A 15,578-nucleotide genomic window follows, 5' to 3' on the forward strand; every position below is an offset into this window, starting at 1 on the left:
CGATGCCTGGCAGTGTCGTGAGATCACGTCTCCGGCGATAGAACTCCGAATGTCGCATTTGGACGACACGACATCATGAAACGTCCAGGAAGCCCCGGACGATGGCGATCGTCACCGCATGCGTTCTGTCGTTGGCGTGGAGCTTGGCCAGGATCGACTTCATCCGTGTCTTGACGGTCTCCTCGGCCAGGCTCAGTTCCTCACCGATCTCGCGGTTACCCAGACCTTGCGACGCCAGGCGAAGAACGGCCAGTTCGCGCGTGCTCAACGGTTCGGCACCGCGATGGGCGCCCATGTCCTCGAGCGCATTAGGTGAAATGTGGCTGCGACCTACAAATGCCGAGCGAACGGTGGCAACGATTTCGTCGCTCGAGGCCGTCTTCAGCAGATAGGAAGTCGCGCCAAGCGCCATCGCGCGGGACACCCGAGCGTCGCCAAGGTACGTTGTCAGCACCACAATGGAAGCATCCGGACAGGCGCTGCGAATGGCTTCGATAGCGTACGCGCCGTCGTAACGCGGCATCTGCAAGTCCATGATGACAACGTCCGGACGTAACCTGGCGAAACTCTCCACCGCCTCGGCGCCGTCGGCCACCTCGCCCACGATCTTCATGTCCCTTTCTATCTCAAGCGTGGATCGAAGCCCCTCCCTCATCATGGGGTGGTCGTCGGCGATGAGTACCCGGATGATGATCTCGTGAGCCATTACGTCTGGATTCCTTCGGCAATCGCACCGCACCCATGGTGAGCCGGCATGTCGATCTTGCACGCATGTGACCGTGAGTGCAGCACCCGTTCGAGTGCTGCGGATTTCGACTCATTCGAGGCTTCGTCTGAAAGCCGAGTCGCTGGAGACTAGCGGAACGATTTCCAGGACGAGCGAGAAGGTTGTTATGTCGAAGATCAGACAAAGTCACCGCATTGAACGCATCTTTGGTGTTCGGGGCATACAGGGATTCTCGGTCTTCACGCCCACGGGGCAGCCTCTCACGGTCATTGAACTCGAGTTGTTGCCAGGTCGCGGTGGATCAGGGCATGCGCCAACCAATGACGACGCGTACCTGATCGTTACCAATGTCGGAGCACCGTGCGGGATGAGCGTCGTCCGTGACATCCGCACCGTCTTTGATGACATCGTCCCGGTGGGTCGAACTATCGCTATCGATCTGGCACAACCGTTCGATGTCGCATGGTCCGGCCCCCTGCACGCGATTGCCGCCTACTTGCCTCGACACGCCATTTTCGAAGGGCATAAGGGCCTCGAGCAGCATTCCATCGTAGACAACACCGTGCTTGACGATGATTTGCTGGGCGCCATCATGGCCTGCCTCAGGCAGACGGCGGGACCATCGAACCCCCAGGCATTTGAATTGTTCGCACGCCAGCTCCTGGCGGCGGCCTGCTCCTGTCTTGCCCGCACCCACTCGGTCCTGATGAGCGAGCCGCGCTTGCGGCGCCTCGCCCTGTCGGATGAGCAGCGTCAGAGCGCTATCGATTACATTCTCTCCCATCTCGACTCCGCGTTCTCCATGCACCACGTTGCTGCCGTGTGCGGGTTGTCTTATCGCCTGTTCACTCGCGCATTCAGGCTATCGCTCGGAGCCTCCCCTCAGGACTGGACGAACGCCACGCGGGTGAATCGCGCCAAACGGCTCATGCAGGACCCCTCCTTGCGCCTGAGCGATATCGCGCTGATGGTCGGTTTCTGCGACCAGAGCCATCTGAATCGCGTGTTCTTTCGGTTCTGTGCGTGCACACCCGGCGAATGGCGACGAAACCACGAGCAAAAAAGAACGATCGAACAGCACGAACCCGCTTGAACCGTCAGTGCCCAGGCACCTGAATCGGAATACGTAGAACGACACCGGTCCCGCTGTCGTTCTTCCGGAAAATAGTCAGCCTGGCGTCCAGGGCCGAAGCTCGCTCATACATGCCCACGATGCCAAAGTGGCCGTAGCGCTGTCGCTCGGTGACGACCCGGCTATCGATACCGCAACCATTGTCTTCGACGCGAACCGTGAGTGATCGATTCCGGAAGCACAACCTGACCGTCAGCAGGTCGCAGCCCGAGTGCGTCACCGCATTGCGAATCGCCTCGCGCACTATGCCGAGCACGTCGTTGGCCACATCGCCGGGTAGCGTCCGCTCGCGACCCCTCACTTCAAACCGGAACCTGACCTGCCAAATCGCCGTCTCGACGTCGCCATCCCCTCGAATCAGGTCGGCGATGTATTGACGCTCCTTCCCGTTGTTTCGCAGTTGGAAAATCTTGTCGCGACCCTCGATCACGATGGCGCGCGTCTGCCGCGCGACCTCCCTGATCTGCTCGCGGCAGTCCTCGGACAGGTCCTGGTCCTTGCCCCAGAGGTCAAGCCGAAGAAGTACCGCCTGGAAAGCCTGCAGCAGTGTGTCGTGCAAGTCGCGCGCGATGCGCTCGCGCTCCATCTGGCGGGCCTCCGACCACGCTCTGGTTCGCGCCCCGCGCTTTCCCACGCGGTCGCGGAGCACGACCCAGAACATGATGGCAGCCGTCACAGCATGACCCGAGTACAACCACCATGGCCCTGATGAGGTCATCTTGCCGCTGCAGATAAGGTTCTCATGGCGACGAGGGTGCCACGACCACCGGCGCATTCCGTCCGCGATGTCGCACAAATCGTCCGAGTTTGCTTATCGGCGACGGCATACGGAAGAATGCGGTACGGCACCACGTCACCCGGTCGCTCGGCCAGGCCCTTCTCGAGGCCTTGCCGCCGGGCGATGCGCAGCTCCGTATTAATGTGGACGTGTCCTTAATTTTCTGTACTGCTTCGGCTTCTGGGTACGCATTCATGCATTGCACTGCTGTAAAATGACCGCCTGCGCTTTCGAGCAGCGCACGCTCGCTGTTCGTACCGCCATCATTGTCCGTTTTGCTCGATACGCTTTGTACAGTCAGGAGTTACCGTGAGCCGTTCGGCCGTTGCGCAATCGCCAAAAACCCACAAGCTTTCCACCCAGTTCATCGTCTTCATGGTGCTCGCCGCTGCAGCACCGCTTGCCTCGATGATCGGCAATCTTCCCATCGCCATCTCGCGTGGCACGGGCGGGAACGTACCCGTCGCCTTCCTGATCGCAGGCTTGATCCTGGTCGCATTCACCACGGGCTATGCCTTCATCGGCCGCCGGGTGGTCAGTACCGGTGCGTTCTATACCTATGTGTCCGAAGGCCTGGGTAAGCCGCTCGGCGTCGGGACCGCGTATAGCGCGATCCTTTCGTATGGCGCGTTTACCTTTGGTCTCGCGGCGGCATGCGGGTATTTTGACGAGCAGGTGTCTATCGCGGTCGGCCACAGGGTCGACTGGACGATCTGCGCCGCTGTGTCTGTCGTGCTCGCCGGCATCCTCAACTATCGGTCGATGGATGCTTCGACCAAACTGCTGGCGGTCATCATCATTGTCGAGAGCGCCGTGCTCGTCGTCTTCGATGTCAGCGTCATTGCCATAAAGGGATGGGCAGCCTTCCCGCTTGCATCCTTCGCGCCCAGCCAGTGGTTGGCCCCCGGCATAGGCGTCTCGCTGATGACGGCATTCACCTGCTTTGTCGGATTCGAATCCGGCGCCCTTTATTCAAAGGAAGCGGCTGATCCCGTACGAAGCATCCCGCTGGCCAGCTATGTCTCGGTCATCCTGATTGGTTCGTTTTACCTCTTGACCGCGTGGATCACCGTTGGCGCGCTCGGCGTCAGCGAGGCGAAAGCCACGGCTGTCGCGCATGGCGGCACGCTCATTCTCGATCTCATCAAAGATTACGATGGGCAGACCGCATCCGATATCGCCGGTGTCCTGCTGTGTACGTCGATGCTGGCGACCTATATCGCTATCCATGCCGCCGCCTCTCGCTACATCTTCGCGCTCGCTCGCGAAGGCTTGCTGCCGCGGATGCTGGCTCGGTTCGATGAGGTTCGCAATGTGCCGGTGGCGGGAACGATCACCATGTCGGTAGCGACTGTTATCTGCCTTGCTTGTATCGCTTCTACGCGAACCGATCCCTACGCGGCGATTATTCCTGTACTGATCGGCATGGGGACGTTGGGGATCATTGCGCTTCAGGCAGCGGCGGCGATTGCCATCGTTTCTTACGTGTTTCGACGCAGGCGCGAAGCGGGGCCGGTTGTTCTGATTTCGTCGGTGTGTGCGGCGATCGGGCTTTCCGTGGCGCTGACGACCGTGTGTGTCAACTTTACGCTGCTGTCGACGGTGAATACGCCGTTTGTGGCCTGGTTGCCGGCGCTGTATCTGGTGACGCTTGCTGCCGGGCTTGGCTTCAGCCTCTGGCTGCGAGGAGCGCGTCCGGGGAAATATGCTCGGTTGGTGCTTGTCGAGCATCGGGCTAACGCCGGCTAAAGACTCGCGCCGTTGCGAAGTACGCAGCGTCGCCGCCCTGCCCGTTGGTTGCCCCAATACGGCCACTCCGCACCGGTAGCGTGCTGCCTGTCCGAGATGCACGGCTGTTTACACGCCGTGACATCTCGGAACGGTATCGTCACGCCGCAGCGTGACGCCTCAAAGGGAAGTGATCATGCTGGACCAGCACCAAAGCACACGCCAACCGCCATAGCCTTCATCCACCCTTCCCCATCGTGGCAAACATGACCACGGCAGCTGCGAGCATGACGAGGGTGGCGACCCAGCCGAGAACCCTCAGGCCACGGCCGACACCGTGGTTGCCCATGGTCTTCGGTCGATTGGCAATAATCATGATGGCAACCATCATGGGCACGGCACAAACACCGTTGACCACCGCGCTCCAGTAAAGGGCTTTGACCGGGTCGATGGGCGTGAGGTTGAGTAAGGCCCCCACCAGCATCGAGGCCACGAGCACGCCATAGAAGAGCTTCGCGTCCGCCGGCTTGTGCTCGAGGCCATACACGGCTTGCATCGTCCCCGCGACGGAGAACGCGGTAGCGCCCGCAAGTACGGGCACGGCAAGCATCCCCGTGCCGACGATGCCCATCGAGAAAAGGGCAAAGGCAAACTTTCCGGCAACGGGTTTGAGGGCTTCGGCGGCTTCGGAAGATGACTGAATGTCGGTCTTTCCGTGAGCATGAAGAACGACGGCAGCGGTGAGGATGATGAAGAACGCCACCACATTCGAAACCACCATGCCGACAGAGGTATCGATGGCAATGCGCTTGAATGCATCGGGAGCTTGTTCGTCGGCATGCTTTAGCGGCTCGCGCTCATCGCTGTCGCGGATCTCCTCGACTTCCTGGGCAGCTTGCCAGCTGAAGAGGTACGGACTGATGGTGGTGCCGAGGATGGCGACGACGGCTGTGGCGTATGCGGCGGTTCCCTGAAATGCGGGAATGAAGGTCCCTTTCATCGCCTCGCCCCAGGGCACCTTGATGACGAAGACGGTCGCAACATACGTGAGCAGGCTTAAAGCCAGAAACTTCAAAATGGGGGAGTAGCGATTGAACGGCACATAGACCTGCAAGACAGTCGAGACGATGGCCAGCACACAGGCGTACAACAAGGTCGGGCCACCGATGAGCAGATTGACGGCCGCGCCCATGGCACCCAGATCCGCGCCAATGTTGATGACGTTGGCGATGATCAGCAGCACGGTGATGCCCCAAACCAGCCCCTTGGGGAAGTTGCGGACCATGTTGTCGGCCAGACCCCGTCCGGTCACACGCCCGATGCGAGCACTCACGGTCTGGATACCAATCATCAGGGGCAACGCCAGAACCAGGGCCCACAGCGTGGCATACCCGAACTGCGCCCCGACTTGCGAGTAGGTGGCAACGCCACTCGGGTCGTCGTCCGCCGCACCGGTGACAAGCCCGCCTCCGAGACGCTTCCACCAGGGGTCGGACGAGGCGGAGTCGGGCTTGGTCATGAGCGCGTCCGAATGGCGGGTTTTGCGGATGCTTCGCTGCCGGCCGTGAACCCGCCGCGAAGCATCCTTCCGACACTTCACCAATCTTTCCTGGAACTTTCGTCCTTACTCTGCCGGTTCGAGCTCGACTTTTATCCAGCCCGGCTGGCGCTGGTCGAATTGCTCATAGGCACTGATGGCATCACTCAAAGGTTCGCGCTGGGTGAGGATGGCGGTCGGCACGACCTGACCTGTGCGGACAAGCTCAACGAGCATCGGCACGTATTTCCTGTGGTTGCAGTTGCCCATCCTGATGGTCAAGTTCTTGTTCATCGCTGCACCAATCGGGAAGAGATTGTCACCGGGCGGGTAGACGCCAATGATGGCAACGGTGCCCGCCTTCGCGACCGCATCGACGGCCCATGCGAGGGACTGCATCGGACCGTCACCGGCCTTGAAATGCTCGCCCTCCTCCCGCGCAGTGGATGACGCCTTCTTGGCATCCTCCGACGTATTGCTCTTCTGGGCAGGGCCACTGTGAGCGTGTTCGGCATCCACACCAACCGCATCAATCACCGAGTCGACACCTATTCCGCCCATGAGTTTCTTGATGGTCTTAACCGGGTCTTCTTTCGAGAAATCGATGATTTCCGCGCCCTGGTTGCGAGCCATTTCCAAACGGTCGGCATGCTGGTCGACGGCAAACACGCGCCCAGCCCCGAAGAGCTTTGCAGAAGCAATGGCAAATTGGCCTACCGGGCCACAACCGAAGACCGCCACCGAGTGGCCGGGTTTGATGTCGGCAAGGTCAGCACCGAAGTATCCGGTCGGAAAAATGTCGGAAATCAGAATGGCTTCGTCGTCACTGATCCCGTCTGGAAGTCCGACGAGATTTATGTTGGCAAAAGGCACCCGGACCTTTTCGGCCTGCATGCCGTTGAAGCCGCCGGCTTCCTTCGGACCACCATAAAACGCGGTACCTGGACCGTTGGGATTGGCGTTGTCGCACTGCGCGTAAAAGCCAGACCGACAGAGTGGACAGTAGCCGCACGCGATCGTCGACGGCACCACCACCCGGTCACCGACCTTGAGGTTGCGCACCCCTTTGCCGATGCTCTCAACCACGCCCACGCCCTCGTGGCCGAGGATGGTACCGGGCTCGACGCCGGCCATGGTGCCCCGAATAAAATGGAGATCAGTTCCGCAAATGGCCGAGCTCGTCAGACGAACAATCGCGTCCGTGTCGGCTTCGAGCTTTGGTTCGGGTACTTCGTCGAGGCGGATGTCACCGAGGGCGTGGAAAACGACGGCTTTCATCGAGACGTCTCCTGACCAAAAGGGCCAAGCTAGCGATCGCCCCGTGACCTCTCAATCAGGACGGAGCGGTCATGGGCTCACCCGCTTTTGACAGGGCCTCCTCCAGTTCGCCGAGCCCCAGCTACAATGGCGAATGCCCGAAGCCATTACTCCGTCGACCACGCCGCTCGTCCTCATCGTCCACGACGACGTGGCTGTAGCCGAGGCGGTTGCCATTGCGCTGGAGGCTACCGGTGCAAGTGCGGTGCAGGTCAATCGGACCAGCGACGCGCGGCTGGTCATCCAGGGCGCACCCGGGCTGACGGCGGTGATGGCGCGATGCTCCCTCGATCTTCCCAACGAGCAGCCCTTGTTGGCTTGGGTGGGCGAGAACCGTCCGGAGGTGGCCCTGGTCGCGCTGTGTTCGACGCCCGGACATAGCCACGAGCAGCTTCCCGCCTGGTGCCAGCTGTTGAGCCCGCCCTTTGATGGTGTCGATCTCAAGCGCGCCCTGGTGGAAGCTCGCCTGACGGTGTTCGCGAGTCGGGCTTAGCTGTTCGAGGGCCTTTGCGCCGCGCCACTCAGATGCGCAGTGTTTCCCAACTCCCGTCCGCGCGCTCGATCTTGACGACGGCTGTGCCGCCCGCGTTGAGAACCATGCGGGCGTGATCCGCAGCGAAAGCCACGGCCGATTTTTCGTCGGCTCGTTGCTCTTCCTTACGCCCATCGGAACGCACACGCCACTGGCCGCGCGTCGTTGACGGAGGCGCGATGTAGATGACGACCTCGTCGCTCATGGCTGGCTCCTTCCCATGGGTCAGCCCAAACCCTAGCTCGCAAGATGTCACGATTCGCTAGAGGGTCGGTGAAGAAAACGCCGTCATAGTTCGCGATGGGCGGACGTGTTTTCCGGCCTTACGAGCGACCGGGATGAAGCACCACCTTCGTCCAGCCGTTCTTACGGTCGTCGAAGTTGCGGTAGGCATCGGGTGCCTCTTCCAGCTCCAGCTCGTGCGAAATGATCCTTGACGGCGCGGCCTTGCCCTGGTGAATCAGTTCACGCAACCGGCGGTTGTAGTGCTTCACGTTGGCCTGGCCCGTGCGCATGAACTGTCCCTTGAACCAGAACGTTCCCATGTCGAAGGCGATCTTGCCTTCCTTGGCCAGGTCATCCTCCGCGCCCGGGTCCTTCGGTACGAACACGCCGACCACACCAAGGCCACCGGTCGGGCGAACCGATGCCACCAGGTCGTTCATCGTGGCGTTCGGGCGCTCGTGCCCGTGGTGGTCGTGGCACTGGTAGCCCACGCATTCGCAGCCGCGATCGGCGCCGCCACGGGTGAGTTCCAGGATCCGGGCGACATGGTCGCCCTTGGCATCGTTCACGACCGTGGCGCCGAATACCTCAGCCAGCTTCAAACGATCCGGATGGCGGTCCACCACGATCACCTGGGAGGCGCCTTTGATCTGCGCCGACAGCGCAGCCATCAAGCCGACGGGGCCAGCGCCGTAGATCACGATGCTTTCGCCCGGCTGAAGGCCGGAGAGTTCGGTGGCGTGCCAGCCGGTCGGGAAGATGTCGGAGAGCAGGACGTAATCCAGTTCTTTTTCCCGCGCGTCCTCAGGCAGCACAAGGCAGTTGAAGTCCGCATACGGTACGCGCAACAGCTCGGCCTGGCCGCCACTGTAAGGGCCCATGTCCGCAAAGCCATAGGCGGCGCCCGCGCTGCCCGGGTTGGTAGTCAGGCAGAAGCCCGTCAGGCCCGCTTCGCAGTTGCGGCAGAATCCGCAAGCGACGTTGAAAGGCAGCACGACGCGGTCGCCGACTTTCACGCGATCCACCGCCTGGCCTACTTCGATCACCTCGCCCATGTTCTCGTGGCCGAGAATCTTGCCCTTTTCCACGCTGGTGCGGCCCTCATACATGTGAAGGTCGGATCCACAGATGTTGGTGGTGGTGATGCGGACCAGCACGTCCGTAGGTTTTTCAATCCGGGCATCGGGTACCGCGATGACGGCAACATCCTTTGGACCGTTGTAAACCAGCGCTTTCATGGCCTCTCCTCGGGTTGGAAAGGCGCACGATGCGATATGCGGTGGTTGTGAATCGTCCTGTTCGTGTGATGGGGCGTATACACGGATGAAGGCGCCCGGCCTTACCGCTCTGCCGATGACCCGGCTGCACGTTGAACCGACAAGAAATTCTAGCGGTGGTTGAGGCGGCCTTGGATGAATAGTTCTTCGATGGTCGTAACGCTCATGGTTTTCCCTCCCAGGGATTTGATTGTGGAACCGTTGGATGCTCGCTTGCTCACCCATCCTTGACGGCCCCTTCCCTCCCAAGTGGTCTTCTCGGTCATGCATCGCCGGCATTCTTGCCGGCGACTAGACGAGGAGAGGATGCATGGGCTGGAACGACCACATCGACAACGACCTGACCGCCCTGCTCAAAGAGCTCATTTCCGCAGGATTTGTTTTTGAAGGAGGGGCGCCATTCGATGTTGCCCAGAAGGTCATCGCCGACGGGAAAGTAAGCCTGACGCCTGTCGAGACGAACGTATTTGAAGAGCAGCTTGTCCCTGCCCTCAGGGCGCTCGAGGAGGCGAAACTGGAAGACGATGTCGAGGACGCGTTGGGACTGCCGCCGCCGGGCGGCGACAGGCCTCCTAGACCTGGCTAACGGATGCCCTCGTCACGCTTTGAGGCCTTGTCCATTTTCTCCTCGCCTTCCTTGATTTCCTTATCACGTTTGTCCTGTTGCGCTTTGTCCTGGTGGGCGACCTTGTTGAGGTTGCGGTCTCCGGATTGGGGCTTGTGGTTCTGGTCAGCCATGGCACTGTCTCCTCTCAACCGTGGTCTTCGTCGTCATGGGTTTGCTGCGTGGACTCCGCGTCCTTGGGTTTCTTCTCGACCCGGTCGCCGGTGCCGGCATCGAACTCGCGGGGATTGCGGGGGGTGTCTTTGTCGTCTGGTTTGGTCATCGCCAAGCCCTCAGAGGATGGAGGCAAGAGCATCAACCTCTCTGTGTCAGGACGAACCGACAGCGGCGTGAAGGACAGCATCAACTCATCCCCTCGCGGGCTAACGAAGCTCAATGTTTCTTGTCCGCCGCACGCATGGTCTCCGTACTGCCGTTGGTCCCCTGCCCTTCGACCGGGCTGGGCACGGGCACGCCGTAGCTGTCACGAGGACCCGACGGGGGCTTTTGGTTCCGCTTGGTATTCAGGCCATCAGTGAGGCGCTGTTCGCTTTCGGCCTTCCGCGTCTTCGGGGTTTCCACAACGGTCTGGGCGCCTGAGTTGGCGGTTTGCTTTTTGACTTCCACACCGGCGCCCGCTTGTTCCTGTGCGTAAACCGAGGTGCACAACAGGGCGCAGACTACAGCAGCGTGCATGACAGTTTTCATGGAAACGGTCCTCCGGAGGCCGACCGCATGATGTAGCTGAAGCGGGTGAACACCGAAGCTGGGCAGTGTGAAATGAGCGATACACGACTGCGCCTGCATCCATTGCCAGACCTTCCGACTACAAGACCGCCGGCGGGAATGTAGACGTATCAGGCTCCCTTGGAACGAGGGCCCCCGCAGCCATGACCCTCAACACGGCGTCGGCCAGGACAACGCCACGCAAGTCGAATTCGGCTTTTTGCCCGCGAACCGACACGATGGTCAGTGATGTACCCGTTCGGACCGCCGCATACATGCTGCGTTTTTCCCTCGCGCTGTGCGGCGAAAGGACACGCGTCCCGCCCTTGCACACCACATCAAAGGAAAGCCACGCGCCGCCGACCTTATAGCGAACCGTCCTGGGTGCGCTTTCACAGGGCGCTTTCGGATCGCCGTCGGCAAGGCCGAACACTGTCTTGAGTGAGCTTTTCCAGGTCCAGGCGGCCAGCCGGACGTCGCCGCCGTTTCCTGGAGCCAACACCATCAGCCCGCCCATGTTTTTCCATCGGGAAGAAACGGGGGGATCCGCATCGGCGCTCGTAAGCTGGTCCAGGTTGGCGAACGCGTCATCGAGCGCTTTTTGAGCCGCCCGCTTATCACCCGCCGCCTGTAAGGACGAGGTCGCCACGAGCGTGGCAGTAAGCCAAATTATTGTCAGTTTTCGTCGGCGCGGCGCGCCCATCCTCGTATCCTCAATGGGACTAGTGCCTACCGGCGGATCGACGCAGTGGTTGGCCTTGCAAGACTCGTCCGAATCCGGTGTCGCCCCCCCGTAAACTTACTCCAGACATAATCCGAGGTCGCCGGGCAAGATATCCCCAAGGAGACCCATGATGCGTAAGAGCAATTTCACCGAGAGCCAGATCGTCGCGACGCTTAAGCAGGTCGATCGGGGCCGTCGAGAAACAAAGGCACGTGAATGAAGCAGACAACCTTAGCGTATTCATTACGAACTTCAGGCAGCGAACAACCGGGCTTCGATCCGTCTCACGCGACGACAGCCGTCAGCATACGAGTGCGCCGCAGTCGGCGCGACCAGAAATGCTCACGAGGTAGATTGTAAAGGGGTCCCCCGCGAGTTCGCGAAGAAGAAATCGAAGTGTTTGCACAGTATGCAGCGTTTTACCCTTCGCTCGCGCGCCCTCCTCCGTTCCGTCGTAAGCATTTAGTGCCTTGCAAACACTCCTCAGAATCGATTTCCCACAGGTTCGAAGCTTGGGATCACTGGATTCAAGTAGGTGAGAATACAATTTCGATAGTTCGACGGCTCCGCGAAACCCAAGCGGCCGAATCACATTCAGTCCTTCTTCGAGATATTCCCAGGCTAGTGCCTGACTCATGCAATCGGTAATGAAGTTGAACGAAAGTCCCGATCGCATGGAGATTCGAATGGGGTCACAGTACGCGATCTGCGTAATGGTCGTAATGTCTTCCTTTGCAAGACGCGTCGAAATGTCGTTGTTCACACCCTGAAGCTTCATGACTTCGTCCGTTTCCGAGCGAAGGCTAAGAAACTCAGAGAATCTCGATTGACAAAGAAACAGACGGCGAAGCATTCGGTGGGTCTCACTTAATGGAAACGCGGCAATCGCGAATGCAATGAACGCCGCTGCCGTCATCCTTTCGGGTTCTGCGCGGGGCGGGATGGAGGCATAGAAGTAAACAAAGGCGTACCCAAGCGGAATCGAACCTGCGATACGTAGCGTACCCCAGTGCACATCAGACGGAGAAAAATCGAGCCGGCGCGCACGCGTTATGAAATCATTCGTTACCCATATGAACGCGCCGGCAAGCGCGGTCATCGCAGGAATAGGAAGCGCGAATACCAACGGAATCCGTGCCGAGCAAGTGACTGCGTCGCAGAGTAATGCCGCCAAAGCTGTCACCTCGACGTACGCACCTATTGTCGCCACAACACTCACAATGACGAGGGGCCAGTTAAACCAATGCTCTCCGTACCATTTTTCATATTCAGACTTGAGCTTTTCGGCGTTCTTGATTGGCGTATCCGAGACGTCGGTTGCCTTGCAAAACATCCTGAAGTAGTAACCTGCCGCGAGAGGGCTTTGCCCATCCAGAATCTCCAGCTGTTTGATCTTTTGACCCGCCTTCATGTATCGGATAACGGGGAACACAACTATGCAGGGTATGAAGACGATGATCAGGCACTGCACCAACAGAGAGGTCAAGTGATAGCTCATGAGATCACCTTTTATTTTTCGAATGCCGATTTCGCCACCGAGTGGGATGGGATCGGCACGATAACTGTCGGTTGCCGATGCCCGCGGTGACGCCTCGAGTCCATGACATCGATGACTATCAGCCGCCGTCGCTTCCATTGACAATCATCCATTCGACCTAAGTAAACGGACCATATCTGCCTTGCCGAAAATGTCGTGTAACAGGTTTGGCACAGTAGAGAGCGGTCACTTGGAGGCTATCAATGATGCGTGTTTACGCACTCCGACACAGGCATAGATAAGCGAATAATCGTCGGCTCACGTCAGAGGTTCGTGCTTCACGCGCCGATCGGCGCGCTGCGCAGCCATCTACCGACAGAACTCAAGGGACCGCTCGGTGTACACGGCACTTGAACTCGGCGACCGTGGCTAAAGTGCACAACGAGATCCGTGCGATGCTTGACCTTCCTTCGCAGAAATGCGCTCCTCCCCAGCCGAGCTTGGCAGTCATAGATACAACTCACGGGAGTAGTTTTCTGCTGTGCTCGTTAGACCCGGGTCCGGACGATTCGGATCGAGGAAGTTGCCCCCTTCATGCCAGAAACCACGCTTGAAGCCTTCGCGGCCCTCGCCGTGTTTGCCGATCCAACAGGTGATGACGACGCGCCAGTCCCAAAGAGCTTGCTGCGGACCTGTGCTGTGGCAGCGGGCGGCCGCAGTGTCAGCGTCACCGTTGACACCGTGGGCAACACCAAGGGGGAGACGCAACTCGCAACGCTCTATCTCGAGTCCATCGGACGCTATTCGAAGCGGTTCGATGTGGTCGAAGCCATCGCGCGTCAGACCGGGCGCAAGACGGTCAAGGGCAAGCCACTCAAAACCCTCCCCGCCCAGATGCGTCATGCCTACGTCGGGTTTTCCCGGCCCACGCGTTTTCTGTGCCTCGCCGTCAACAGTGAACGGCTCAACGCGGATGACCGGAAAATCCTCATCGATACAGGGTGGCGCGTGGACGACATGGGCTGACGACTCAATCATCGACCGCGCCGTGAACCTGATACTAGGGCTCGCAATTGTGTGCGCCGCCCCGGTGGCAGCTCATCCAGGCAGGCGCACTACAACGTGAACTCCGCAAGGAGCAATGGGCGCTAGATGCCCCTGCCACGGCCCGGATGAAACACGACCCGGGCCCTGGCAGCGTGCCTTCGGCGTGATGCGGCCAAACGGTAGACAGCAGGCATCAAAGCCGCGCCCGCCCACGCCCCTCGCCCTGCCCCTGCGGCAACGCCTGGTTCAACCACCAGCGCTCGATGATGGCGCGTGGTGCAGGCGACAGCTTCTCGTCGGGCGTCTCTCCTTCGCAGTCTTTTGCATCTGGCGACAGGCCGTGTGCAAGCAGCCACGTGCAGACCCAGGGCGAATCAGCCAGGTGAAGCAGGGATTCTCCGACGTCGGAATGTTCCGCATGGAAATCGGCAAAGCCTTCGAAGAGCGGCATCAGGTGCACGTCGCCCGCGCGCGAGTCGAGGATGGCAGCCAGACCCAGCGCGTCGGCACCGGACCAGTCCTCGTACGGATCGCCAGGGTTTTTTCCACACGAGAAAAAGCGCCCGGCTTCCATGGCCCCGAGTTTGAGCAACCCGTGGACGCGCGCGGAGTCTCGTTCGCGCAAGGCGTGGACAATCTCGACCGTCGCGTCGAAGCGGGCAATGAGCGGCGGGGTGCCCGATGCCGAACTCGGCCGCACGGTGTCCGCATGCTCATAGCCCAGCGCCGCCATGTCGGCCACGACACCTGGGGATACGACGTGGGCGACCAGGGCGTCGGGCACGGGGCGAAGACAGCGCTCAAACCATGGGTAGTTCTTCCCCCGAAGGGCCATCACCAATGGGATTGGGGTCCCGTCCACGTCTAGATGGCCGGGTGTTGCATTGGCACCAAAAACCTTGGTGCCGGCGAGCTTGCCGAGCGCATCGAGCAGCTGCGCGCGCAGGCCTTCGGGCACGGGCGCCCCGTGTTCGAGCAGATAGCGCGCAACGACGTGGTGCCAAGCGAAGTGCAGCAACGTCCGTCCGCGCGAATCGACCTGGTTGATGTTGCCGCCCCGGTTCAAGAGGAGCGGGAGAAAAAGCAACTCCCCGCGTGTGCTGTCGACGAGGGCCGCCATGGACGTGGGCGTCAGGCCGACGACGTCGTCATCATGGATGTCCGGGGTGTAGGACAGGCACTCAAGCGTGGGGTCGGCGCGGTCGGCAAGGCACATCGCCGCGTGGGCAAGGTCCCGATACTGGATTGCGAGGCCGAGGGCCAGGGTTTCATTGATCGGGCCGAACCGCGACGTGTTCGGAGGCAATATGCAGGGCATTCTTGGCATGGGTCTCATCCTTGAGGGTTGGTCGTTCCAACCTACCCAGGAATCGGAGTCCGTCAAGGGGGACACAAACGGATTTTGAGTCCGCCGCGTAACCGGCTGCCAGGCCGGCTTCCCTGGACGACGACATCCTTTGTCGCCTAGTCCGTACAAATTCGTCGAACAGGGGCTCGCCCGCCCCTTCAACGAGGGCATGCTGGTTGGGACCGACACGACGAACAGTGTTCGTTCCGAAAACACGCGCGATTGCGACAGAGTTTATGTCTGCAAGATGACACCTCTCGCAGCAGCCAAATAGCAGAAGCGCACGCCCATTGTCTGTAGGGGAAGTCCGACAGCCCGCAATTTGTGACGGACGTCGCGGGTTGTCCAGCACTTTTGCACTGCAAGGTTGCAAGACGTTGCAACCCGACCTAGAGTCAG

At 60.3% G+C, this 15,578-nt stretch carries 17 protein-coding genes; 5 read left to right on the forward strand and 12 right to left on the reverse strand.

What is annotated here, in order from left to right:
- Positions 1 to 73: 73 nt before the first annotated feature.
- Positions 74 to 706, reverse strand: coding sequence for a response regulator transcription factor (locus C8J98_RS07090; RefSeq protein ID WP_107912355.1), 633 nt, complete (start codon positions 704 to 706; stop codon positions 74 to 76).
- Between the two features lie 187 nt (positions 707 to 893).
- On the opposite strand from C8J98_RS07090, the gene C8J98_RS07095 reads away from it, so the two are divergent.
- Positions 894 to 1,820 (forward strand): AraC family transcriptional regulator, encoded by a 927-nt coding sequence (locus C8J98_RS07095; protein WP_107912357.1) that lies wholly within the window; start codon positions 894 to 896, stop codon positions 1,818 to 1,820.
- A 4-nt stretch (positions 1,821 to 1,824) separates the two neighbouring features.
- Here the strand turns inward: C8J98_RS07095 and C8J98_RS07100 are convergent, their stop codons facing one another.
- The gene (locus C8J98_RS07100; RefSeq protein WP_158272635.1) at positions 1,825 to 2,520 is read right to left on the reverse strand and encodes a histidine kinase; all 696 of its coding nucleotides are present in this window, start codon (positions 2,518 to 2,520) and stop codon (positions 1,825 to 1,827) included.
- A 426-nt stretch (positions 2,521 to 2,946) separates the two neighbouring features.
- Here C8J98_RS07100 and C8J98_RS07105 point away from each other — a divergent pair, with 426 nt between their 5' ends.
- Complete coding sequence (locus tag C8J98_RS07105) at positions 2,947 to 4,386, forward strand: APC family permease (protein WP_107912361.1); 1,440 nt, start codon at positions 2,947 to 2,949, stop codon at positions 4,384 to 4,386.
- A 217-nt stretch (positions 4,387 to 4,603) separates the two neighbouring features.
- On the opposite strand, the gene C8J98_RS07110 is transcribed toward C8J98_RS07105, so the two are convergent.
- Together C8J98_RS07110 and C8J98_RS07115 are read right to left on the reverse strand one after the other, a co-directional pair.
- Positions 4,604 to 5,884 carry an Nramp family divalent metal transporter gene (locus C8J98_RS07110; protein WP_107912652.1) on the reverse strand — a complete coding sequence of 427 codons (1,281 nt, stop codon included), beginning with the start codon at positions 5,882 to 5,884 and terminating at the stop codon, positions 4,604 to 4,606.
- Between the two features lie 105 nt (positions 5,885 to 5,989).
- Positions 5,990 to 7,180, reverse strand: coding sequence for a zinc-dependent alcohol dehydrogenase (locus tag C8J98_RS07115; protein WP_107912363.1), 1,191 nt, complete (start codon positions 7,178 to 7,180; stop codon positions 5,990 to 5,992).
- Between the two features lie 133 nt (positions 7,181 to 7,313).
- Here C8J98_RS07115 and C8J98_RS07120 point away from each other — a divergent pair, with 133 nt between their 5' ends.
- The gene (locus C8J98_RS07120; RefSeq protein WP_107912365.1) at positions 7,314 to 7,712 is read left to right on the forward strand and encodes a hypothetical protein; all 399 of its coding nucleotides are present in this window, start codon (positions 7,314 to 7,316) and stop codon (positions 7,710 to 7,712) included.
- A 28-nt stretch (positions 7,713 to 7,740) separates the two neighbouring features.
- Here C8J98_RS07120 and C8J98_RS07125 read toward each other — a convergent pair whose 3' ends face one another.
- A complete protein-coding gene (locus C8J98_RS07125; protein ID WP_107912367.1) occupies positions 7,741 to 7,956 on the reverse strand; it encodes a hypothetical protein in 216 nt (71 codons plus the stop codon).
- Between the two features lie 118 nt (positions 7,957 to 8,074).
- Positions 8,075 to 9,214, reverse strand: coding sequence for a glutathione-independent formaldehyde dehydrogenase (locus C8J98_RS07130; protein WP_107912369.1), 1,140 nt, complete (start codon positions 9,212 to 9,214; stop codon positions 8,075 to 8,077).
- Between the two features lie 349 nt (positions 9,215 to 9,563).
- Between C8J98_RS07130 and C8J98_RS07135 the strand changes: the two genes are divergently transcribed.
- A complete protein-coding gene (locus C8J98_RS07135; protein WP_107912371.1) occupies positions 9,564 to 9,839 on the forward strand; it encodes a hypothetical protein in 276 nt (91 codons plus the stop codon).
- On the opposite strand, the gene C8J98_RS22020 is transcribed toward C8J98_RS07135, so the two are convergent.
- The 5 genes from C8J98_RS22020 to C8J98_RS07155 all read right to left on the reverse strand — a co-directional run bounded on the left by C8J98_RS22020 (position 9,836) and on the right by C8J98_RS07155 (position 12,943).
- On the reverse strand, positions 9,836 to 9,991 hold the full coding sequence (locus C8J98_RS22020) for a hypothetical protein (protein ID WP_158272636.1): 156 nt from the start codon (positions 9,989 to 9,991) through the stop codon (positions 9,836 to 9,838). The two genes, C8J98_RS07135 and C8J98_RS22020, sit on opposite strands and share 4 nt — an antisense overlap.
- 14 nt (positions 9,992 to 10,005) lie before the next feature.
- Positions 10,006 to 10,140, reverse strand: coding sequence for a hypothetical protein (locus tag C8J98_RS22470; RefSeq protein ID WP_255417722.1), 135 nt, complete (start codon positions 10,138 to 10,140; stop codon positions 10,006 to 10,008).
- A gap of 110 nt (positions 10,141 to 10,250) precedes the next feature.
- On the reverse strand, positions 10,251 to 10,565 hold the full coding sequence (locus tag C8J98_RS07145) for a hypothetical protein (RefSeq protein ID WP_146171578.1): 315 nt from the start codon (positions 10,563 to 10,565) through the stop codon (positions 10,251 to 10,253).
- Between the two features lie 118 nt (positions 10,566 to 10,683).
- Positions 10,684 to 11,286 (reverse strand): hypothetical protein, encoded by a 603-nt coding sequence (locus C8J98_RS07150; RefSeq protein ID WP_107912377.1) that lies wholly within the window; start codon positions 11,284 to 11,286, stop codon positions 10,684 to 10,686.
- A 322-nt stretch (positions 11,287 to 11,608) separates the two neighbouring features.
- Positions 11,609 to 12,943 carry a hypothetical protein gene (locus C8J98_RS07155; RefSeq protein ID WP_146171580.1) on the reverse strand — a complete coding sequence of 445 codons (1,335 nt, stop codon included), beginning with the start codon at positions 12,941 to 12,943 and terminating at the stop codon, positions 11,609 to 11,611.
- Between the two features lie 435 nt (positions 12,944 to 13,378).
- Between C8J98_RS07155 and C8J98_RS07160 the strand changes: the two genes are divergently transcribed.
- Positions 13,379 to 13,810, forward strand: a complete 432-nt coding sequence (locus C8J98_RS07160; RefSeq protein ID WP_107912380.1) for a hypothetical protein — start codon at positions 13,379 to 13,381, stop codon at positions 13,808 to 13,810.
- A gap of 214 nt (positions 13,811 to 14,024) precedes the next feature.
- On the opposite strand, the gene C8J98_RS07165 is transcribed toward C8J98_RS07160, so the two are convergent.
- Positions 14,025 to 15,137 (reverse strand): ankyrin repeat domain-containing protein, encoded by a 1,113-nt coding sequence (locus C8J98_RS07165; RefSeq protein ID WP_107912382.1) that lies wholly within the window; start codon positions 15,135 to 15,137, stop codon positions 14,025 to 14,027.
- Positions 15,138 to 15,578 lie beyond the last annotated feature (441 nt).

The sequence above is a fragment of the Luteibacter sp. OK325 genome, from assembly GCF_003050935.1.
GTDB lineage: Bacteria > Pseudomonadota > Gammaproteobacteria > Xanthomonadales > Rhodanobacteraceae > Luteibacter.

Bases quoted from the DNA above. Each gene is read 5' to 3' on its own strand.
- C8J98_RS07090 (WP_107912355.1), bottom strand. From the start codon at position 706: ATGGCTCACGAGATCATCATCCGGGTACTCATCGCCGACGACCACCCC.
- C8J98_RS07095 (WP_107912357.1), top strand. From the start codon at position 894: ATGTCGAAGATCAGACAAAGTCACCGCATTGAACGCATCTTTGGTGTT.
- C8J98_RS07100 (WP_158272635.1), bottom strand. From the start codon at position 2,520: ATGTTCTGGGTCGTGCTCCGCGACCGCGTGGGAAAGCGCGGGGCGCGA.
- C8J98_RS07110 (WP_107912652.1), bottom strand. From the start codon at position 5,884: ATGACCAAGCCCGACTCCGCCTCGTCCGACCCCTGGTGGAAGCGTCTC.
- C8J98_RS07115 (WP_107912363.1), bottom strand. From the start codon at position 7,180: ATGAAAGCCGTCGTTTTCCACGCCCTCGGTGACATCCGCCTCGACGAA.
- C8J98_RS07120 (WP_107912365.1), top strand. From the start codon at position 7,314: ATGCCCGAAGCCATTACTCCGTCGACCACGCCGCTCGTCCTCATCGTC.
- C8J98_RS07125 (WP_107912367.1), bottom strand. From the start codon at position 7,956: ATGAGCGACGAGGTCGTCATCTACATCGCGCCTCCGTCAACGACGCGC.
- C8J98_RS07130 (WP_107912369.1), bottom strand. From the start codon at position 9,214: ATGAAAGCGCTGGTTTACAACGGTCCAAAGGATGTTGCCGTCATCGCG.
- C8J98_RS07135 (WP_107912371.1), top strand. From the start codon at position 9,564: ATGGGCTGGAACGACCACATCGACAACGACCTGACCGCCCTGCTCAAA.
- C8J98_RS22020 (WP_158272636.1), bottom strand. From the start codon at position 9,991: ATGGCTGACCAGAACCACAAGCCCCAATCCGGAGACCGCAACCTCAAC.
- C8J98_RS22470 (WP_255417722.1), bottom strand. From the start codon at position 10,140: ATGACCAAACCAGACGACAAAGACACCCCCCGCAATCCCCGCGAGTTC.
- C8J98_RS07145 (WP_146171578.1), bottom strand. From the start codon at position 10,565: ATGAAAACTGTCATGCACGCTGCTGTAGTCTGCGCCCTGTTGTGCACC.
- C8J98_RS07150 (WP_107912377.1), bottom strand. From the start codon at position 11,286: ATGGGCGCGCCGCGCCGACGAAAACTGACAATAATTTGGCTTACTGCC.
- C8J98_RS07155 (WP_146171580.1), bottom strand. From the start codon at position 12,943: ATGGAAGCGACGGCGGCTGATAGTCATCGATGTCATGGACTCGAGGCG.
- C8J98_RS07160 (WP_107912380.1), top strand. From the start codon at position 13,379: ATGCCAGAAACCACGCTTGAAGCCTTCGCGGCCCTCGCCGTGTTTGCC.